Genomic DNA, 22,863 nt, shown 5'->3' on the forward strand with positions numbered 1-22,863 from the left:
TATGAAAAATATTAAATATTTAGGACTACTCTTGGTTGCCATATTTATAAGTTGTTCAGATTTGGAAGAAGTACCTGTAGGTAGGCTTTCACCAGACGGTCTCGTAAATTCTCCACAAGATATACAGACATTAATAAACGGTGCTATTGGCAACATGGCTACAGAGGCATATTGGGGAAGAAAATTGTCATTACCTATCATGTTAAGAAGTGATATGGCCACAATAGGCGACGCTGGTACCCCTGGCCGCAGACAAGAAGTGGATAACTTTTCTATGGGACCTGATAACGGTATGGTAACAGCCCTTTGGCCAAAGGCATATCAAGTAATTGCAGGTACGAACGAAGCTATTGCCGGTGCAGCTTTAATTGACGCTGAACCTGATCAAATAGACCCAATAACCGGTCAAGCATATTTTTTTAGAGCTTATACATATTATCATTTAGTAAGATTGTTTGGGGCAATACCTTATTTGGACACACCTGTCAATGATATTGAAGAAGCGAAACAACTAACTAAATCTTCTGTTGATGAGGTGTATGCAAACATTATTAAAGATTTAGAGCAAGCATTATCAACGCTACCGGAAACGCAGCCTTCATCTGCGTACCCTACAAAGGCAACTGCAGCTGGTTTTTTGGCATCAGTTTATCTAACATTGGGTGAATATCAAAAATCGTATGATCAAGCAAAATTTGTAATAGATAATGAAGCGAAGTTTCAAATAGGTTTAGCCGCAGATTTTCAAGATCTTTTTGATTATAGCAAGCAATCAAGTACTAATGAATTTTTATTGAGTTTAGATTTTAATGGATTTAGTAATGGAGATACAGGTAGAGATTACGCTCCTGCGTTAACAGGCATTAGGGGTAATGAAAGAGGTGATATTGGTGGTGGTTGGTCTGTGGCCGTACCTTCTATAGAAGTATACAATACTTGGGATGGCAGAGATTACCGTAAAGCCGTTAGTTTAGATACAACAGGTATTTTTGGAGGTGTAATTGAACCTTTTACAAAATTTCCTGAATTTGATTCCAGAAATATACCAAGCGCTTACATTGCTAAGTATACACGGGCTATAGGTCCTACAGGAACAGGTAATGGTAGAGCTTCTAGCTTAAATTATGGTCTAATGCGTTATGCAGAGATACTTTTAATAGCTGCAGAGGCTTTAAATGAAGTTAGCCCAGGTTCAGCGGAAGCTGCGGGCTATGTAAATCGCGTACGTGAAAGAGCAAGGTCTGGTAATGGCTCTGAATATCCCGAGAATATTACAGGAGGTATTTCACAAACAGATTTTAGGGATATGGTACTTGAAGAAAGAAAATGGGAGCTTGCTTTTGAGTTCAAAAGATGGTACGATATTAAAAGAAGACAAATTGGACCTGAGGTTTTTGGAGCAAGCGGTTTAGAGCCTCAACCTAACTTTGACCCCAATAGAGATTACCTGTTTCCACTGCCTTTTGATGAGTTGGACAGAAATCCAAATTTAGCACCTAATAATCCAGGATATTAAATTCAATCAAAACTCCTTTGAGGTTCATTTTTAATTAATTGAGGTTTTCAAAGGAGTATGTTTAAAAAGAGATAAATGAATAGAATTAGTTATATTATCTTAATTTTTGGTTTCTTTTTCCTCGTCAGCGCATGTAAATCAAATAAAAGAGAACAAAAGGAAACTACTACGGTGTCAATTGACTCCTTATTGCAGCTACGCTACACCAAATTGTTAGCGTATCCTTTAGATTCTGTAGGTTTTCCTAGAAACTATAATTTAAAGACTAAAAAGGTTCGCAAAGTGCCATCTAAAGATTGGACTAGTGGGTTTTTTCCAGGTAATTTATGGCATTTATATCAACTTACCAATAATTCAGAATACAAGAAAAAGGCAAAAGCTTGGACGGTATTTATGGAAAAAGAGAAATTAAATGGGGGTACACATGACATGGGTTTCAAAATTTTTTCAAGTTTTGGCGAAGGTCTCAAAGTAGCACCTAATGCACATTATGAGCAAGTAATCATTGACGCTGCAAACACTTTAAGTTCTAGATTCAATAAAAATGTTGGTAGTCTACGTTCTTGGGATTTTAACCGGGATATATGGGAATTTCCAGTAATTATAGACAATATGATGAATTTGGAGTTGATGTTTGAAGCTACTAAAATTTCTGGCGATAGTACCTATCATAAAATTGCGGTTTCCCATGCAAATACCACATTGAAAAACCATTTTAGAGAAGATAATAGTAGTTTTCATGTTGTGGTGTATGATACCATTACAGGGAAATCAAAGGATAAGGTTACACATCAAGGTTATAATGCAAATTCTGCATGGGCAAGGGGTCAGGCCTGGGCTATTTATGGCTACACTATGTGTTACAGATATACCAAAGATGTAAAATATTTAGAGCGGGCAAAGGCTAGTGCTAAGTTCTATTTAAATCATCCTAATTTAAGAAAAGATGGTATACCTTATTGGGATTTTAATGATCCGGAAATACCAAATGCGGTAAGAGATGTATCTGCTGCTACAATTGTTTCGTCTGCATTTTATGAATTGACCAAGTATGATAATAATCCAAAATATGTAGCATATGCAGATAAAGTCTTAAAAAATCTGCAGACAACAGAATATATACTCGACACAAATAATGATGCGCCTTTTATCCTAAAGCATAGTACTGGTAATTGGCCCAAAAATGACGAAATGGACGAGCCTATAGTATATGGTGATTATTATTTTTTAGAGGCCTTGTTAAGGAAACGGAACTTAAAAAAAATATGAATAACTGACTCTATGTTTCTTTGAAGTCAATGCACCAATTGCTCAGTCAAAAATAATATATGTTTAAGAGTCCACTAGTTTTTAGGACCTAGTGTTCCTTAAGGTTAAAAGCTTGAAAATGAAATTTTATTATAACCTTTTTTTATGCGTAGTTCTATTTATAAGCTGTACTCAAAAAGAGGATAATATCAGTTTAAGAACAAAACAGAACATTAATGAAAATTGGTCTTACTTGGAATATTCCACGGAGGAAATTAATATTGCCAATGCTCAATTAGATTGGAAGTCAATAGATTTACCACATACTTGGAACAGTGAAGATGTGCTAGATAGCGAACCCGGTTACCGGCGAGCAATAAGTTGGTATAAGAAAGACATTGTTCTAGATAATGTAATTGAAAATAATACATATCTACTTTATTTTGAAGGTTCAAATATTAGTACAACAGTTTACGTAAACGGTGAGGAAGCCGGTGCCCATATAGGTGGTTATCTAGGTTTTGAAATTGATATTACACCTTATGTTCAAATAGGAAAAAATGAATTAATGGTAAAGGTCGATAATGGCTATGACCCAAATATTATTCCTTCTCAAAAAAGCGATTTTTTTATTTACGGCGGTATTACAAGAGATGTTTGGTTAATAACTAGACCAGAGCAATCTATTGGTAAAATAAAATTAACCACACCTACGGTTTCTAGAGAATCGGCAAAATTAGTTGTCGATGTACCTTTAATTGTAAATGAAGATTTATCTGATTTAATGTTACATGTTTTTTTGAGAAACCCTGAAGGTAAAATAATAAGTTCAGAATTAGAGAAAGTTATGGGCAACTCTATGAGAGTCAGCTTTAACACCATTCAAAAACCCAAACTTTGGGACATTGATTCACCATATTTATATACTGTTGATGTTCATTTAAAGAGCGGTGATGAAGAATTGGATAAAGTTTCTGAAAGAGTAGGTTTTAGATGGTTTGAATTTGAGGAGAATGGTCCCTTTTACTTAAACGGCAAAAGGGTTCTGTTACGTGGTACGCATAGACATGAAGAACATGCAGGTGTTGGGGCAGCAATGTCTAATGAGCTTCATAGAAAAGATATGGAGCTCATAAAGGAAATGGGTGCAAATTTTGTTCGCTTGGCACATTACCCTCAAGATCCAGAAATATATAAAGCTTGTGATGAGCTAGGTCTGTTGGTTTGGGATGAGTTGCCGTGGTGTCGTGGCGGTTTAGGTGGAGAGGTTTGGCAAAAGAACACTAAAAATATGTTACAAGAAATGATTCATCAAAATTTTAACCATCCAAGTGTTATTATATGGTCTTTGGGTAATGAAATGTACTGGTTGCCCGATTTTGAAAATGGCGATAATACTGAAAACATGAATACGTTTTTAACTGAGCTCAATACCATTGCGCATAATATGGACCCAAGTCGAAAAACTGCCATACGCAAGTACTATGAAGGCGCAAATATTGTAGATATATTTTCTCCTTCTATTTGGTCTGGGTGGTATTCGGGTAGCTATAAAAGTTATCAAAAGGCTATAGATACTTACAAACCTCAGTATAAAAGTTTTTTACATGCAGAATATGGTGGTTCAAGTCATGTTGGTCGGCATACAGAAAACCCTATTTCCGGCGAAGGCGTTATAAATTCAGACGGATGGGAAGAGGCCATAGTGCAGACCAAAGCGGCTAATATTGCCCAAATAGGCGACTGGAGCGAGAATTATATTGTAGATCTTTTTGATTGGCATTTACGAATTTCTGAGACAGATTCTACTTTTGTAGGTAACGTGCAATGGGCTTTTAAAGATTTTGGCACACCATTACGACCAGAGAATGATATTCCGTACATGAACCAAAAAGGTTTAGTTGACCGTTCAGGTAACCCTAAAGATGCATTTTATGTATTTAAAAGTTATTGGGCAAAAGAACCATTTGCATATATAGAATCGCATAGTTGGACAGATAGGCAGGGTCTAAAAGGTAAAAAAAGAGAAATAAGCGTTTTTAGCAATTGTAAAGAAGTCACCCTGTTTCATAATGGAAATTCTCTTGGTACAAGAGTAAAGGATATCAATAAATTTCCTGCATCAGGTTTAACCTGGAATGTAGAATTTTTAGAAGGAGATAATAGACTCATGGCAGTAGCCAAGCATGAAAATGGAAATGTTGTGGAAGATGCCGTTGAGGTAAACTATAGATATATCAAAAACGACGTGGCCGTAGGATTAAATTTAACGGCAGAAAAACTAGATGATGGTAATTACATGATCACCGCAATTGCCGTTGATGAAAACGGTTTAAGATGTTTAGATTATGAAGAGAAGGTTTATTTTCAAACTTTAGAAGGTGGTTGCAGCATAAAAAATCAGGGTACGCCCACAGGAAGTGAAGTAATCGGTATGGCCAATGGTAAAGCGTCTTTAGAAATAAAACCTGATGATACAGATACTACTTTAAAAGTAATGGTAATGAATCAGAATTTCAAAGGAACTTATTTAAGTATTGAAAAATAATGATTATTTGTGTAGTTAGTTAAATGCTGTGTTCTACTAATGGAACACGGCATTTTTATACTTTAAAAACTAAATATTTCTTTCTTTTCGTTTGTACATGTCAATGCCTTTAAAGAAATTTAAAATAGATACAATATTTAGCCCACTATTAAATTTATGAAATATATAAAGTATTTAATATTCTTATTAATTCTAGGTAATTCTTGTACAAAAGGTTCAACTAAGACCTTATTGTTCGTTGGTAGTTTTACAGAAGGTATAGCAAGTACTGGTATTTATATTTATGAATTGGATACTGAAACAGGAGGTTTAAGTTTATTGAACTCAGAACAAAATCTCATCAACCCTTCTTTTTTAAAAATTGCGCCAAACGGTAAGTATTTGTACTCCGTTTTAGAAAGTCAATTACCTTATAACGGTAGGATAGCGGCTTTTGCCGTAGACTCTTTAAGTGGTAAATTACGGTTAATAAACACTCAAGATTCCGGAGGACGAAATCCGGCTCATTTATCAATAAATGAAAATGAGAAATTTTTAGTAAATTCTAATTATACTGATGCTAGTTTCTCTGTTTTCAATATAAAGAGGGGTGGAGGTTTGGCGCCATTAGATCAAATTTTTACATTCAAAGACAGCAGTATCATAGAGGGAAGACAAGATGAAGCCCATATACACTCTACTAATTTTTCTCCAGATGGGAAGTATTTATTTGCCCAAGATTTAGGATCGGATAAAATTTGGAAATTCAAAATTCAGAAAGAAAATGATAGTAAATTAAACTTAGTGTCCAATGGTTTTGTAAAGGTAAGACCAGGCAGCGGTCCCAGACATTTTACCTTTCATCCTAACGGTTCTTTTGCTTACGGTATAGCAGAATTAAGTGGTAGCGTTACCGCATACTCTTATGAAAATGGGAATTTAAATTTTATAGAAAATTATTTAACATATAGGAGTGATCAAGAAATTTACAGGGCTGCCGATATACATATTTCACCAGACGGTAAGTTTTTGTATGCTTCTAATAGAGGTCCAAATGAAGATTCTATAGTTATTTATTCCATTGATGAAAAAACAGGTAAATTAGGGTTAGAAGGTCATCAAGATACTCATGGCGAGCACCCAAGAAATTTTGCCATTGATCCTTCAGGGAAAATTCTTTTAGTGGCCAATCAATTCACAGATAATGTTGTTATTTTTCGTCGCGATATTGAAACAGGAAAACTTACAAAACTACCTCATGAGTTGACCGTTCCAAATGCATCAAGTTTACAGCTTAGAACTTACCATCGTTAGTCGTTTTCAACCTATTATACTACTCCATATAAAATATCTCGTCCAAAGGTTTTGAAATAGGGGAGTTGTCATCATTGGTTTCCATAATGTCAGCCATAAATGCCCACCATTTCTTTACAATCTGGTTCTGGCTTAAATCTTGTGAACCACCATTGCCTGACACTTTTTGAAATGCAAAAAGTGTGTTTGTTTCTTCATCTAAAAAGATGGAGTATTCACTTACGCCAGCCTTCTTTAGCAGTTCTTTTAGTTCTGGCCATATTTCATTGTGCCTTTTTGTATATTCTTCTTTAGCACCGGCTTTTAGTTTCATTTTAAATGACAATCGTTTCATCATAATAATTGTTTTGGTTCATAGTAATGTATTACCGGTTACATGGGTATAGTAAAATATCTAAATGGTCTACTTTCTTTGTATTATGACCTAGTTTACAATACTCTTTTATGCTTAACATGCTACCTGTGTTTCTAAACATTCTTCTTAGTTTTTCCACTGCGTTTTCCATACTGCCCAGCTGCTTAAAGGGCCATTGATCTGGAGTTTTTAAAAAGGGTAAGAGGTAGTCGTAAGCTTTTTGTAAATCGCCTGTATTTGACCGGTAATTCCATATATCTATTTGAACACCATCTTTCCTGCCAAAAAATGCAAGTTTTGATAATCCTGTTAAATTTAAAATACTGTACGTTAATGATTTTGTTCGTTGAAGTTCATGGGGTTGTTTACCATCTGCTTCAATTTGGGTTTCAACTAGTTTCTCAACTACTGATGACAGAATATTTTTTGCTTCTTCTATTCTATTTAGGAATAGGAGTAAAGCTACCACTTGCACTTCATAAAGCGTAGCATGATTATTTTTTCTCGATTTTTCCAATTGCCCCAGTTCACTTGTTTGTAACCAATTTAGATAGCTTTTTAACCAGGCTTTAAGTTCATTTCTTAAATTTGGTTCTAATGAATTGTTTAATTCTAAAATTTCAATGGCGGTAATGATATGTGTAATTCCTGAAAACTCTATTATGCCAAAACATCTTCCGGTACTGGAACCTGGTACTCCTTGGGCATAATTCAGGTTAGGATTCATTCTAGTCTCCTTGTCTACGAACCATACTTTAAGTAGCTCTTTGGTTTTTTTAGCATATGTATTATCTCCAGAAAAAAAGTACGCCAAAGAAAGCATTTTGACGTTATTTATCATTTTATCCTTTACGGGCTCATCAACGTTTTGACCCCTTGTTAGGGGATTAATTTTACCATCTTTTCTGACCCAAGGTAAACCATCATCTTTACTAGGGTCTGGCCACCAATAGGGCGCTAGACTTAAATAATCATGCTTATTATTGCTAACGGCAACCTGCTTTTTGGTCATCACCGAAAAACTACCTTCTTTTAGCGCTTTATCTGCCGCTTTGATGAGCGATTTATAGGCAGGTAGAAAATTGTCATCTTTTTCTTTAATTGCTAGTTTTACTTGAGAGAGCAGTTTGTAGTCGTAAACCGTCAGCTTATTATCAACAATATAAGAATTGGGCGTAGTGGAGTAAATAGTAGGTACATCGTCTTTATATGTACCTACCGTTTTTTCTTTTTTTTGACCACTAGCATTAATGATGATGAACACTACTAAAAGTAAAGTAGCTTTTAAAGTGTTTTTGTTCATCTAAAAATAACTTATTTAAGTTTTAAGATTTCACTACCAGCTAATAAAAATGCCCCAGTACCATAATTTTGCCAGCTATCTGCAGATGCTGGTTGAGGATCTGCACCTATATCTTGTACCCAGCCTACCATACCATTTTCATGTTGGCAAGCAGCCAATGCTTGCCATGCTTTTTTTACTGCAGGCGTATATTCTGCTTTATTCAAAAGTCCGTTGTTTATTCCCCAGGCTAGCGCAAAAGTGTAAAAACCGCTTGCACTAACTTCACCATGATTAAAAGATTCTGGTGAAAGTAAACTTGTACGCCATAGCCCATCTTCTTGTTGTAGTCCTTTAATTCTAGCAGCCATTTTTTTATATAGGTTTACATAAAAATCACGATGTTCATAATCTTCAGGCATATCAGATAGTATTAAAGCAAGTCCGCCAAGTACCCAGCCATTACCTCTGGCCCAGAAAATTTTCTTTCCATTAGGTTCTTTTAAATCTTTTTTATTCACACCCCATTGATAGCGTGTATCCCTTGCAAATAATTGTTCTTCGTGATCAAAGAGTTTATCATAGGTTTCTTTATAATACTTGTGCATGGCATCTAAATATTTTTGTTCACCTGTTTGTTTTGCATATAGCGTAATTACGGGAGGTGCCATAAATAAAGCATCACACCACCACCATAGTATTTTTTTTTCGGCATGTTTATCTGTTCCGTCTTTCCATGCATTTGGTTCATAGAGGTGTATGTCTAAAAATTCTTTGGTGGGAGATAAGTCTACAAGATTTTTTCTAGTGGAGTTTGCATATAGGTAAGCATATGAAATAGCGACATCATCTGCATGATGGGTACGGTACAATGGTTTCCAGTCATTAGTATATCCCATAGTTTTTAACGCTGCTAAAAATATAGGGTTGTCCGTGGCTTGGTGTGCACGTGTAACACCAATGTAATAAGCACCATTGGTCCAATCGGTCGGTGCTAAAGCAAAAATAGGGTGGGCTTCTTGCCATTCCATGGCCTTCACCATAGCGTTTTCTATATCTGATTTTTCAATTTTCTTTTGCGCATTGGTATTTACTATGTGCAAGAATGAAAGAAATACTATAGTAGTATTTAGTATTTTTCTAATTTGTTTACTTTTCATTATCAATTGTTTAAATAGAATTAATAGTTTTTTGAGTTGTAAATCTTTACATCTGTACTACGTTTAAGTGTAATACCTTCTTTGGTTTTAACTTTTGGTCCATTGTTCTTAAAATCAATAAATAGCGCCGTTGGTTGTCCTGAGTTTGACTTTATAATGGTATTTCTAAATTTTAAGTATGACCCTTCACCTACATAAATTGTTTGTAAATTTTCGTTTTCATTTAAAGTAATTACTGCATAACTGCCAGTAAATACAATTTCTTTATGATGATCGGTAAAAGTGGCGTCTTTTGAATCTTGAACCAGAATTAATTGCTTTATGTTTTTTTTATCAATGCAGCTTATTACCTCAAAACCTTTAAAAATTTTGTCTTGTTTAATTTCTGTAACCGAAACTATACTCCCATTTTCTCCTTTAACAGGTTCAAATAGCAAAGCGAAAGGGTTTTGCCAAGCTTCATTCTTTTTACGAATAACCAATGTTGGAGTTTTTTCTGATCTGTAAGATTTGGGTCCCTCGGTGCTTGGTGGTGCCATAACAGAAGTATATTCTCTATCTTCTGCTCCAAGAATAAAAGCTTTCATTTTTATGGGTTCTGGGTTAAGTTTATTGGCCGTAAAAATTGCAGTTACATTTTCTGATGTCTGTTTAGATGTTTTTACCGATTCAAAGTAATGCCACCCAGGATGCTTCGCTTTTTTGTTGTTTGTCCATGGCTTATTTTTTGAATTCGAATACCTCTTTTGGTCAGGAAATAGCGGTAGTGGCGCTTCGTTACCTATAATATTTAAAGAATCTCCAATATTGTGATATATATAGTCATGATATTGGTTTGGAAGCGCAGATTTAGACCTGAATACATCAACATAATAACCAGTGGTTGGTGAAGTTCTTATTATACCCAAAGTTCTTTCTTGTGTTGCTTCTGTAAAATCTCCCTTATCATCTTTAAAGCTTGTTCTAGAAAATGAATTATAAGGAGAAATAGCTTCTGTTCTTGGTTCTGGTTCCACCACAATTTTTTCCACCCTATTTATTTCTAGACCGGCCCAACCGCCTTTACCTTCAGATGATCCATTTACAATTACAGTGTTGTTAGATGCAAATAACCTATAGTAATTTTCATGAATTTCTGTACGGTATCTACTTCTGCCAGATTTGCCTCCTAAAACAAAACCTTTACCATATAATTCCATAAACATTCCTGTAGCATGCCCATGTACATAATGCCCGCCACCTACAAAAGTCATAAGGTCATCTTCGGCATTTTCATTTTTGTTTAAATTACGTTGTAGAATAATGCCGGCAAAAGGTAGTTCATCTGTAACAGGCAATGGGTAATCTTTGACACTACCTTCAATATTGGTTTCGAACCAAAGTAATTTGGTAGGTTCATTGTAAAAACTAGCTCCATAGTTACGCCCGCTTAACTGAAATCTTCTATAATTTCCGTTGGCGATATTACTTTTTAAAACAGATCCAAATATGGTTGCGAACTTTTCTTGATTTTCTAATTTTGCCAGGTAATATGCCGTTTCGTAAGCGTGATAATTTGGGTTGTATTCACGATGACCGTCTCCAAATAATATAGTTTCCTTTTTGTTTGGATAAGTTAAGTAATACGGTTTGGGTAACGCTTCTAGAATTTGAGGATACTTTTGACCTAAATGTAAAGATGGATCATACTTGGTCAGTAAGGTCATTAAATAGGTTAGAAAAGTATTTACCCCATTAGCATAGTTTATACTCTCTGGCCAGTCACCATTGTATTCTAGATAGTGATCAGCAATCTTTTGCAAGGCATCTTGATGTTTAGTGTTTAGGGTCAAAAAATAGGGGAGCAGTCTTTTACGTTCACCTTCATCATCCAATGCCAATATATTGCCTACTAGGCTTGGTGATTCTAAAATAGGCCAATTACAGTTAATTATACCACGCTCAAGAGCCAGTTTTACATAAGTACGAAACACTTTTTGACCATCCTCAAAATTGTAGGTAACCATAGAACTCTTACCTAGGTCATATACTTTGCCGTTATTTTTTAAATAATGATAAACAAAATCATAAATAATAGGTAATTGAGCACCAATTTCACGGGCTTCCCTTAAATGATCCTGTGTATACAACCATCCGGCATTATGGCTTGCTTCTGGTTGGGGCAGTGCTAATAATCCATTTGAGATATTGTATAATGCCGATCCGGCATATTCGGCATATTGTTCATCATCGGTTAAAAAATAAAGAACTCCACAATCGATAGCGGTCTGTAAATAATGTATTAGCATGCTTTGCTGATCTCTTGCATGACTGTCAAAACTAACGTAGGTATGTAATGGCGGAAATTCTTTAGCTTTTATGCCGGTATAGTTCCAGGGCAATTTTTTTAGATAGTTCTCTTTATCGTTGTGGTATGCTTCCAAATCATTTTTCACCCTATCTGTAAACCTTTTGTAATAAGTGCCTATCTCTTTATTGGTATGTATTTTATTGAGAATATTTGACTTATCGGCTTGCTTTACCCAAATAGAAGGCCGTTCAGTTGCTTGAGGGAATACGCTAATATTATAGCACAATAAAGCTATTAACATTAGTTGTTTAAGGCAACCCTGCTTTTTTAATAACCAATTAAACATATCCCTTCTGTACATAGCTATTTTTCTAGTCTAAATTTAGCTGATACTACATCTTGTGAAGAAGAACCGATCATTACCTTGTAATCACCGGTCTCTAATATTTTATCCATTTTCAAACCTGTAAATTCAAGCATCTTTGGGGTTATTTTGAAGCTAATATTTTTAGATTCTCCTGGAGCAACTTCAATTTTTTGAAAACCTTTTAATTCTTTATCTGGGCGTGTAACGGTACCTATTTCATCTTTAACATACATTTGTACCACTTCTTTAGCCTTCATTTTACCGGTATTGGTAATTGTTGTGCTTACTGTAATTTCTGAATTTGGTGTTATTACGCTGTTGGATATTTTCAAATCTTCATAAGTAAACTGAGCGTAGCTTAAACCATGGCCAAAAGGATATATAGGACCATCTTCAAGAAATAAATATCCTTTTTTATTATTTATTTCCTTCATGCTGTAGTGAAAGGGAATTTGTCCAATGGATCTTGGTACGGTTACCGGAGATTTACCTGATGGTGAAACTTCGCCAAATATTATTTTTGCTAAGGAGGAATCGCCCAATTCGCTTAAATCCCATCCGTCTAAAATTGCATCTGCTTTATCAGCTATAGTATTTATAGAAAGAGTTCTTCTATGTTTTAGTACCACTATTACGGGTTTGCCTAGTTCTTTTACTTTTTCTACTAGTTGATCTTGGGCCCCAACAGGATCAATGGTTGCGCGATCTCCTAGCGCATTGTTGAAAAAGGCTTCTTTTGAAGTAAATTCATCCCCTCCCAAAAACAGAATAGTTACTTCTGCTTCTTTGGCCATGCCTACCATTTTATCAATGGTACTATCGCTTGTTTCTAATAGTTGAGGTACGCCCTTATTTTGGTCAGTTAGTTCAAAACCTTTATCTGCAATGAAGTTTACATTGCTACCTGCTACAGACTCAAAAGCTGCTTTTGTACTTTCGTTCAATAGAGGTCCAAGCAAGGCAATTTTTTTGGTGGTTTTTTTCAGTGGCAACGTGTTTGCTTCATTTTTTAGGAGTATTATGGATTCTAGATCTGCTTCTTGCGCCAATGCCAATGAGGCTTGTGAGCGAACTTCTTTCTTAACCTTTTTTATATCCACATAAGGATTATCAAAAAGACCTAAGATCATTTTAGTTCTAAGTACCCTTTTTACAGAACGATCGATCATTTTTTCGATGCTAGGGTCTTTTTTTACCATTTCTGGTAAGTATGCATACGAGTCCTCTGCGTAAAGGTCAATGTCTATGCCAGCTGTTAATCCCAATAATGCTGCTGCTTCAGGAGATTCTGCTACTTTCATAAAATAGTATAGACGAGCTATATCATTAGAGTCTGAAACCACATAGCCATCAAAACCCCATTGGTCTCTAAGTACTCCTGTAAGTAGTTCTGGATTACCATGACTTGCAATTCCGTTTAGATCTCCATGCGATGCCATTATACCCAATGTTCTAGCTTCTTTTACCGCTGCTTCAAATGGAGGGTAGATTTCGTCTATTAATGTACGTGGAGATATTTCTATTGCCGCAAAATTAGAACCACCAAGAACTTGGCCATATCCGGCAAAGTGTTTTGCAACGGCACCAATGTGAGTTCCGTTTCCTAAACCTTCATAATTACCTTGTACACCTTTAATAGCATTGACGACCATTTGTGTGGTCAAATAAGTATCCTCACCAAATGCTTCGGACATTCTGCCAAAACGAGGATCTCTAACAATATCTGCCTCTGGTGAATGGCACATGTGCATACCTCTTAGTCTTGCCTCTTTTCCAACAACGTCCCAAACGCGGCGTACCAAATCTGGGTTAAATGATGCGGCCGAAGTAATAGGTCTTCCAAATTTTGTACAGCCTTCTGCATCAACACCATTATATGATTCTGTGACAAACAATGCTGGTATGCCCCAACGATTACTTTCTATTATATACTTTTGAAGTTCATTGTTTAGTTTTGCCGCAGCCAAAGGAGATATATGTTCTCCTGGATTTTTTATTCCCGCAATACCAAGCTTTAATTTTTCTATTACCCGTTCAGATAGCTCCATATTTCCTTTCTCATCTGATTTAACGCCGATATTGGCATGAAAAATTCTCATTTGGGCTACTTTTTCTTCCAATGACATTCTTGGTAAAAGATCATTTACCCTTTCTTCAATAGAAAGAGATGCATCTTTGTATGGCATTTTGTTTTTTTGTGCCGATATACCGATCGTTACTAGGAAAAGAAAATATAAGATTTGATATTTCATTGGTTTCATTATTGTTGATTTCTATTAACTAAATTACTTTAAGGTATTATGTAATTTCTTATGGTTGTACAATGGTACTTCTGTCTGCATTTTGTGCTTCTGTCAATGTTTTTCCTTCTATGAATAAAACAAAACGGTCTAAAGCATGAAATTTAGAACGACCTGAAACTTCCATGGTGTATAGGCCCGGATTATCGAATTTTACGAAAATATTGTGTGGGTCATTATCACTGGTATTGGAGCGCCATAACCATTCGCCTACACGGTTCATATAAATTTTTAGCCAACCGTTTGAGCTGCTGCCCTCAACAACTGGTGTTTTCTCAACTCCTTTAGGGTATACTATACTACTTTCGCGTTGTCCAAAAAAGTCAGTGGCATCTGGAAAGCGAAGCCAAGAATCATTTCCTTCAGATTGAACATCTCCCTCAGAAATTCTTGAACGCCAAACGAACTGATAGGTTCCTGGTGTTGCAATATTTAATTTGTAGACCAAAGTGCCTATGCCTGGCGTATTAAAATTATCTTCTTTAATCCAGCGTAAATAGCCGTTACCTTCAAAATCATCTAATGTATTTCCGCGTTCCCATTCCAAATCTCCCTCAGCTGATTCAAATTCAACGCTAATAATTCCATTATTTTCGGTATAGCTAATGACATTTGCATTGCTGTTAGGTGTGCTAGGGTCACTCATATCACCTTCTTCTGTATTAACATTATCCTCTGTTATTTGTTCCATAGGTTCATCTGTAATAGCATCTGAACTACAAGAGAAATTTAATGTCAAAAAAACGGATAGCAACATTGTTCTAATAAAGGAGGTCTTTATCATTTCTTGTAGCTTATTTTATAAGTTCCAGAGCCTAATCTAACCTCATTATTACTTATTGGTTCTTGTTGAAAAGTTTGCCAATCCGTACCATTGATCTTTAAACTGTTCTTCTCATTTTCGTTTAATGGTAAAAGTGCGGTGGTATTGAATGGAACAGTTAATTCCATTTTGAAAATAGTATCATCTAAAGACCATTTAGAATCAATATTTCCATAGGGTGTAGGTACACATACTTCTGTATAGTTTACTTGCTTTGGAAATTTTGGGTCTACAATGAATTCTTTATATCCCGGTTTGGACTTTGATGATTTTATACCTCCTAAAGATTCGTAAAAGTATGCCGCAAAACCACTGTGCATTGGGTGATTCAGGGAATTTGTAGGTCCTTCCATTTTCTCCCATTCAAATTGACGCTCCGGCCATGTTGTAAAGCCAGAATTCATTACATAGGTTTGACTCGGAAAATCTGGTGTTGTTAATATTTCATGGGCTAAGTTTTCTTTTCCGTATTTGGTCAGTACCGTATAAATATATCTATTGCCATGAATGCCAGTGGCGTGATGACCTCCCTTTACCTTGGTGATGTTGTGTTCTAAACCGTTCACAACATTTTGCAGCTCTTTTTCGGGAACTATTCCAAATTGTAAGGCTTGTACCGTAGCCGTTTGACTCTGGTACCATTTATGTTCAGTATTAGGTATACCAACAAGAAACTCTTTGTTGAACGCAAGCTTTAATGATTCTTTTTCATTTTTCATCTTGCTTTCAAAAGCTGTATCATTATTCATTTTTGCATAAATTTCCATTATGCCCAATACATCATAAAAATATGCATTGGCAGAAATGATAGGATCTGTTTCCATGGCACTCGGATTTAACCTTCTGTCCCATAACGGCGGACACCAATCGCCCATACCGTCTTGCATGATGCCGTTTTCACCTTTGAACGAGAGATAGAAATTGGTTAATTCTTTCATTTCATTATAGTATTCTTGAACTATGGTTTCGTCCCCATAATAATTGTAGCTATACCAAGGCAAATACATAGTGGCAACACCCCAATCAATCTTAGCATAGGTAGATGTGCGCTTACCAGGAGCTATCATAGTAGGTACTTGAAATTTGATATCCGGATTATTGTGCCCTTTTGTTGGTCGCATTTGGGTACGTATATCTTCCATATATTTTTGGTAGAAATCATACATATCATAATTATAAAGTGCATATTCCGCAAAAGCATGGGAATCTCCCAGCCAACCACATTTTTCTCTATGTGGACAATCTTCTGGTATACCATGTAAATTATCTACAATGGTCCATTTGCTTACCTTATGCATTTTATTATATAGTTCTTCTGATGAGGTGAAACTTCCAGTTTCATTTATATCCGTAGCGACCAAAACAGCTTTTATCATATTTGCATCTGGTTCTTTTGAAACGCCTGTAATTTTTGCATATCTAAAACCATGGTAGCTGAATTTTGGCTCCCAAGATTCAGGTTTACTACTTTTACAGATATATTCATAAATCTGCGGCATACCATTGGCACCACCACCGGTAGCACCTTGGAAAATGTCTGATTTATCTGTTTTAAGAGCTTCGGTGGTAGTAATCTGTATTAATTGTCCGTCTTTTTCCTGAACATTAATTTTGACCCAACCCGCTATATTTTGCCCAAAATCTACAATCCACTCTCCATCTACACTTTTAAAAACTTTTTTAGGTTCTAATTCTTTAAGTTTTTTAATGGCAGGTATTTGTTGTGCACTGACTTTTTTAATTTTTGGGTTGGCTACTTTTGGGTGGTTCCAATCTTTATCGTTATACCCTACCGTGTTCCAACCATTTATTTCGTACCTGGCATCATAGGTGTCTCCACCATAAATGTTGTTGAATACAATTGGTCCTGTAGATTCTCTCCAAGTATCATCGGTATAAAAGTCATCTTCTTGACCATTTGTATAGGTTACCTTTATTAAAAGCCTAACTGCAGGTTGACCATATGATAAGTCTTTTTCAGATTCGGGGTCATTTTTCCAAGAGATGTTTTGACCATAAAATCCGTTTCCTAAAATAATACCTAAGGCGTTGGTACCTGGTTCTAGAATTTCTGTAAGGTCGTAATCTACATAATAGGCTTGCTTATCGTAATTTGATGGTGCCGGGTCCAAGACGTGGTCTCCAATTTTATTTCCATTCAAGTATAGTTCATAATAACCTAAGCCACAGATATACGCTTTAGCACTTTCTATCTCTTTTGTTACATCAATTTCATTTCTAAAATAACTGGCAGCGAAACCTTTTACGGCAGTAGGTTTATCCATTTTACCGGTTTTATAATCTCGGTATTGGTATGGCGATCTTCTTTTGTCTTCGTTTAATGTGATCCAAGAAGAGGCACCCCATTCTTTTTCGGTTTCAACACCTGTTTCAAATTTTTGTATTTCAGACCAATTGGACTCTTGTTCTTTTTCATCCCATATTTTAACCTTCCAGTAATAGGTTTGCATAGGTTTTAAAGGCTCGCCAGTATAGGTGATAAAAGTTGATTTAGCCGAAGCTGTTTTGTTAGTGTTCCAAATATCTGCTTTGTCTTTATTTAATAAGTTTTTTTTACTTGCAACTAGAAGGTGGTATGCAGATTGCGATTTGTTAAACCCTTCTGAAGTTACAACCCATGAAAAAACAGGTGTACTTTTTTTTCTGTTTTGTAAATTATTAGCAGTTAGTTTATTAAAAGATAAGCTTAATGTTTCAGTAGTTTGATTACATGAACTCAACAATAAATAAATCAATATGAAGCCAAGTTTTTTTAATAGATAAAATATTTTTGACAATTCCATAATTAATATATGCTAGTTCTTGTTTATTAGATAGTAATTATGGCAATGTACTTTTTTTGTACTGTTAGGGTATCCTGTACTATATGGTTAAATTGTAGGTGAGCTTAATAAATTAATTTTTACATCTAGATTCCTAGCAAAGCATAAATGTGAATAAAACTATTGGTATTTTGAATCAAAATTGGTCTAAGTGATGTAGAGTTTAAAAAAAGCGTTTTGTTGAGAAATGTTTTGTTTGTTAGTTAAAAATTATGATAATTAATAAATAGGTTGTTGTTTTTTTACGACATCAGTACAGTGCAGGATGCTTTTAAGAAAACATTAAGATAATTTTCGTGAAAACCTCACATTATGAAAAAAATTACTCTTAATTCATTATTAATTTACTGTTTTACGCTTATTACACTTGTAGTTACAGCACAAAACGCACCACCCTCTGATGGGATTTTTAAATTACAAAATGTTGCTACAGGGCAATTCTTAACAGATGCTGGAGCAAGCACATCCCCAGTTACTATGTCAGATTCAGGTGACGACCCAATCACACATTTTACATTTGTAGAAAGTGGAGACTATTATAATATAGACAGTGAAATTTCAGGGATTTTACGTGCGCCTGGCGCTGGTGGACCAGGAGGTCCCTATGTAGTTGTAAGTACCCTAAAAAATCCGCCAGCAGCGGATACCGATAAAACGTGGTCAATACAGTATAGTGCAGCTACTGACAGCTATAGATTTGAATCTAGAACCGCGGGTAGATATTTGTATCAAAATGAAGATGGAACCGTAACGCATTCTGAAGTTGAAGCTACAGATGATCGAAGTAATTGGAAACTTATTGCTGTTTCGGAAATTCCTGTTATACAAATTCCTGTAGGAACAACTCTTCTGTTTCAAAATGTAGAGACAGAAGAGTACTTATCCACTGCATCAGTGAGCAATCAGCCCGTAACCATGTCTGCTTCAGGAGAAGCTGAAAATACACGTTGGACGCTTGTAGAAAGTGGAGACTATTATAATATTGATAGTAAAAGTGAATCTGGTGCTACAGGAATACTGCGCGCACCAGGTGCTGGTAGTTCAGAAGGTCCTTACGTAGTTTTAGGTACGTTAAAAGCTCCGCCAGCAGCGGATACCGATAAAACGTGGTCAATAGAATATAACGGTTCCACTGATAGCTATAGATTTGGCTCTAGAACCACTGGTAGATATTTGTATCAAAATGAAGATGGAACCGTAACTCATTCTATAGTCGATGCTACTGATGATCGTAGTAATTGGAAACTTATTCCATTTGTAGAAATACCAGAAGGGGCAGCTCCAGATGAAGATACGAATCCAGATTTATCCTGTTCAGGTGAATTTGACAATAACAGTACTAGAAATTTTGATATTCCAAACCCTGAAAATGTAGGAACTATAGATGACAGAACATGTTATTCAGATTACAGTGAAGTTTCTGTCAATGGCAAAACTTGGGGTGTATATAATATTACCGATGGATCTAATCATATTGATGCGCCTAATACGTTACAACCCAGAATGGAGCGTTCTTTAAACAGATCTCAAGAAACTGGTGTTGGAAGTTTTGCAAGGTTCAAAGGAATTGTAAGAATATTAGAAGTAGGTGATGCTGGTTCTTTTAACCAAGACGGGAGTTACTTAATACAAGCCAAAGGTAAACATACAGGTGGCGGAGGCTCAGTAGACCCTGCAATCTGTTTGTATTTGGCAAAGCCCGTTTATGGTACGGGTGAAGATGCAGATAAGCAAATAGCCTTTGATATTTATGCAGAACGTATTTTAGAACGAGGAGGATCAGGTAGCGGTAGAGAAGTTGTATTCTTAAAACAAGTAGCTAAAAATGCGGAAATTGATTTTGAATTAGAGATTGGGTTTAGAGCTGATCCAAACGATGCTTCAAAAAAAATACATTATTGCGATGCGGTTATTGGTGGCGAAGCCTTTAAATGGAATATTCCTGACCCAGAAAGAGGACTGCAATCTGGTATTAGATATGGTGCCTATCGTGTAAAAGGTGGACGAGCTCAAATAAGGTGGGCAGAAACTACCTATGAAAAAGCAGAAGTAGTAGATGAAAATCCTAATCCAGGTCCAGAACCAACAGTTGATGTTGTTGCATTAAGAAATGTAGAAACAGGAGAATTCTTAACCGCTGGAGCAGGAAGCACTCAACCTGTTACCATGTCAGTTTCAGGTGGAGCGGAAAATACAAAATGGACGTTTGTCAAAAATGGAGCTTTTTACAATATAGATAGTGAAAGCGAAAATGGAGGAACCGGAATTTTAAGAGCACCTGGTGCTGGTGGTCCTGGAGGGCCTTATGTAGTTGTAAGTACTACAAAAGCCCCACCAGCAGGTGATACCGATAAAACCTGGATTATATATTATGACGAAACTAAAGATACATATCGATTTGAATCTAGAACGTCTGGCAGATATCTATATCAAAATGAAGATGGAACGGTAACACATAGTAAAGTACCTGCAACAGATAATAGAAGTGTATGGGAAGCTATACCACCAGGAGAACCTTTACTATTAGAATTAGTTTCCACAAATGTTAGCTGCGCCGGAGCAGATGATGGTACGGTCAGTGTTTCGGTTACTGGAGGAATAGCACCATATAATTATTTATGGAGTTCTGGTGAAACAACGGAAACCTTAAACAATCTTGCAGCAGACACCTATTCCGTATCGGTTACTGATGCTTTAAATGCTACCATAACGGCAAGTACAGAAATAACCGCACCTAGTAATATCGTCGTGACGGTATCAGATAATGCAGTATTGTACGCAGGATATGATGGAGCAGAACACTGTGCTACCATTGGAATAACAACCGTTACAAGTGGAGAAGGGCCATATAATTTTGCATGGAGTACGGGGAAAACAACTGAAATGATTGATGTTTGCCCAGATAGTACACAAACCTATACGGTAATTGTAACAGACGCTAATGGCTGCGAAGCAACCGCGGAAATTACGGTTGAAGTAATTGATGTAAGTTGTGGAACAGATAACAACCCAAAGATACTTATTTGCCATAAGGGTAAAACAATTTGCGTTGCACAAACGGCAGTAAAAGCACATTTAGAACATGGGGATACACTGGGAGCATGCACTGGAGATTCAAATAATGCAGAATTGAGTATACGTACTTATCCAAACCCATTTACGACTTCTATAAAAGCCATCATTGATACCAAAAAAAATAGTACGGTTAAATTACTTCTGTTAGACAATAGCGGTAATAGCATTGCTGAAAAAACACAGCGCATTAAGAAAGGTATCGAAACAATTGAGTTATCAATAAATACCTTGCCAATAGGTACCTATTATTTGCAGGTTTATATAAACAATGAACTTTATAGTTCGGAAATTTTTATTAAAAATTAAACTTATTTATTTAAATTATCCTTCAAGAGTTAAAAGAGACTGTCTAAAATAGGCAGTCTTTTTTATTATTCAGTACAACTGATATTTGAAAAATATATTTGTTTTGATGTTTATTAATTGAATCATTTTTTAGGTAGATTTAGATAAAGTGCATACAGATTAATAGGGGGGTATAAATTTATTTGGCAAATACTATATTCAAAAAACAGAATAAATTATTGAAAAAGATATGTGAAATTAATTGCTAAATAAGGGTCGCTTCAAAATAATATTAGCGTTTGGTTTTAATTGAAATTTGGTTAAGTATCATCTTATCAGAAATAAAATATTGATATAATTTAGCGGTTACATTCTTAAACCCTTTCTAATTTTATAGGATAGCTGTTATTGGCATTCCATTGACATACGTATAAATTTTCATCATTATCAACACAAACATCATGACAGTGTTTAAATATTTGTTCTTTTTGAACCATTCTTTCTAATTGACCCTTTTTATATTTAGGTTCAACGCCACCAGGATTTGAAACTACTTTTCCGGTTTTATCTAGAATTGTTATGAATCCAGAATTTGGACTTGTGCGTGTTGGGTGTGTATCTGCATTTCCCTCAATATAGTCAGTTTCAGAAGACCAACATACACCGGCATAGAGGTTGCTTTTATGAATAACAGGTCGGCATACGAATGCACCAGGTAAATCTATTTGTTCAATAAACTTGCCATCAAGTGTAAAACGTTTAAAACAATTGGTAGCTCTAGATGTTATTAGTAGGGTAGGCTGTCCCTTTCCTCTATAATCTATACAAACACCATGTGCGGTTTGAAATTGGTTTTGACCAGTACCGCGTCCTTCTCCAATTTTACGTATAAATTCACCATCTTTAGTAAATTGTAATATATAGTTAGAACCGTAACCATCAGCTATATAAATATCGCCATTAGGGGCAATGGCACTTTCTGTGGGTTTAAAATTGTCATTGACATTATACGCACCATATTTTGATGGATGGCCTATAATCATTAGTTCTCTACCGTTGATGGTGGTTTTAATTACACTTTCTCCCTTAGTATCACATATAAACAAAAAGTCTTCTGAACCATCGTTCCATAAAGATAGACCATGACCACCATTATAGCGAATACCCCAAGCATCTAAAAGTTTACCGTATTTGTCATATATTAAAACATTGTTATGGGTATCATCACCAACCATGATGAGTCTACCTTGAGAATCCATAACCATTTCATGACAGTTTTTTACAGGCGTACGGCTTTTGTCTAAATTCCCCCAATCTTTATGAACTCGGTATTTGAAATCACTGTGGCCAATAATGGTTTCGTATAATTTTGGTTTTGATTTTATAATATTAAAATGAGGGGTACAAACTAATCCTAAGCCTGCTTTTGCAGATCTGTTCAAGAAATACCTTCTATTGATTTCTATTTTTGACATGAT

Annotated in this window: 13 protein-coding genes; 5 read left to right on the top strand and 8 right to left on the bottom strand. The window is 35.6% G+C overall.

Annotated elements, in window-relative coordinates; all coding sequences use genetic code 11:
- The first annotated feature begins 1 nt into the window (after window position 1).
- The 4 genes from QZ657_RS04195 to QZ657_RS04210 all read left to right on the top strand — a co-directional run bounded on the left by QZ657_RS04195 (window position 2) and on the right by QZ657_RS04210 (window position 6,605).
- Entirely contained in the window at window positions 2-1,516 is a 1,515-nt protein-coding gene (locus QZ657_RS04195) for a RagB/SusD family nutrient uptake outer membrane protein (protein ID WP_291965155.1), read from the top strand.
- A gap of 75 nt (window positions 1,517-1,591) precedes the next feature.
- Window positions 1,592-2,785 (top strand): glycoside hydrolase family 88 protein, encoded by a 1,194-nt coding sequence (locus QZ657_RS04200; protein WP_291965157.1) that lies wholly within the window; start codon window positions 1,592-1,594, stop codon window positions 2,783-2,785.
- Between the two features lie 118 nt (window positions 2,786-2,903).
- A complete protein-coding gene (locus QZ657_RS04205; protein WP_291965159.1) occupies window positions 2,904-5,312 on the top strand; it encodes a glycoside hydrolase family 2 protein in 2,409 nt (802 codons plus the stop codon).
- A 156-nt stretch (window positions 5,313-5,468) separates the two neighbouring features.
- Complete coding sequence (locus tag QZ657_RS04210; RefSeq protein ID WP_291965161.1) at window positions 5,469-6,605, top strand: lactonase family protein; 1,137 nt, start codon at window positions 5,469-5,471, stop codon at window positions 6,603-6,605.
- A 19-nt stretch (window positions 6,606-6,624) separates the two neighbouring features.
- On the opposite strand, the gene rhaM is transcribed toward QZ657_RS04210, so the two are convergent.
- From rhaM to QZ657_RS04245, 7 genes are read right to left on the bottom strand one after another with little or no spacing between them, the layout of a single operon-like run.
- Window positions 6,625-6,942 carry an L-rhamnose mutarotase gene (gene rhaM, locus QZ657_RS04215; protein ID WP_366934153.1) on the bottom strand — a complete coding sequence of 106 codons (318 nt, stop codon included), beginning with the start codon at window positions 6,940-6,942 and terminating at the stop codon, window positions 6,625-6,627.
- Window positions 6,943-6,970: 28 nt separating this feature from the next.
- A complete protein-coding gene (locus QZ657_RS04220; RefSeq protein ID WP_291965163.1) occupies window positions 6,971-8,263 on the bottom strand; it encodes an alginate lyase family protein in 1,293 nt (430 codons plus the stop codon).
- Window positions 8,264-8,274: 11 nt separating this feature from the next.
- Complete coding sequence (locus QZ657_RS04225) at window positions 8,275-9,402, bottom strand: glycoside hydrolase family 105 protein (protein ID WP_291965165.1); 1,128 nt, start codon at window positions 9,400-9,402, stop codon at window positions 8,275-8,277.
- Between the two features lie 20 nt (window positions 9,403-9,422).
- The gene (locus tag QZ657_RS04230; protein ID WP_291965167.1) at window positions 9,423-12,053 is read right to left on the bottom strand and encodes a hypothetical protein; all 2,631 of its coding nucleotides are present in this window, start codon (window positions 12,051-12,053) and stop codon (window positions 9,423-9,425) included.
- Window positions 12,054-12,055: 2 nt separating this feature from the next.
- Window positions 12,056-14,311 carry a glycoside hydrolase family 3 N-terminal domain-containing protein gene (locus tag QZ657_RS04235; RefSeq protein ID WP_291965170.1) on the bottom strand — a complete coding sequence of 752 codons (2,256 nt, stop codon included), beginning with the start codon at window positions 14,309-14,311 and terminating at the stop codon, window positions 12,056-12,058.
- A 58-nt stretch (window positions 14,312-14,369) separates the two neighbouring features.
- Window positions 14,370-15,143, bottom strand: a complete 774-nt coding sequence (locus QZ657_RS04240; RefSeq protein WP_291963271.1) for a hypothetical protein — start codon at window positions 15,141-15,143, stop codon at window positions 14,370-14,372.
- On the bottom strand, window positions 15,140-17,986 hold the full coding sequence (locus QZ657_RS04245; RefSeq protein ID WP_291965172.1) for an alpha-L-rhamnosidase: 2,847 nt from the start codon (window positions 17,984-17,986) through the stop codon (window positions 15,140-15,142). The genes QZ657_RS04240 and QZ657_RS04245 overlap by 4 nt, the downstream gene beginning before the upstream one ends.
- A gap of 351 nt (window positions 17,987-18,337) precedes the next feature.
- Here QZ657_RS04245 and QZ657_RS04250 point away from each other — a divergent pair, with 351 nt between their 5' ends.
- Complete coding sequence (locus QZ657_RS04250; protein ID WP_291965173.1) at window positions 18,338-21,406, top strand: hypothetical protein; 3,069 nt, start codon at window positions 18,338-18,340, stop codon at window positions 21,404-21,406.
- Between the two features lie 353 nt (window positions 21,407-21,759).
- Here QZ657_RS04250 and QZ657_RS04255 read toward each other — a convergent pair whose 3' ends face one another.
- Window positions 21,760-22,860 carry a 6-bladed beta-propeller gene (locus QZ657_RS04255; protein ID WP_291965174.1) on the bottom strand — a complete coding sequence of 367 codons (1,101 nt, stop codon included), beginning with the start codon at window positions 22,858-22,860 and terminating at the stop codon, window positions 21,760-21,762.
- Between the last annotated feature and the right edge of the window lie 3 nt (window positions 22,861-22,863).

Source organism: Maribacter sp. (assembly GCA_020629415.1).
GTDB classification, from domain to species: domain Bacteria; phylum Bacteroidota; class Bacteroidia; order Flavobacteriales; family Flavobacteriaceae; genus Maribacter; species Maribacter huludaoensis.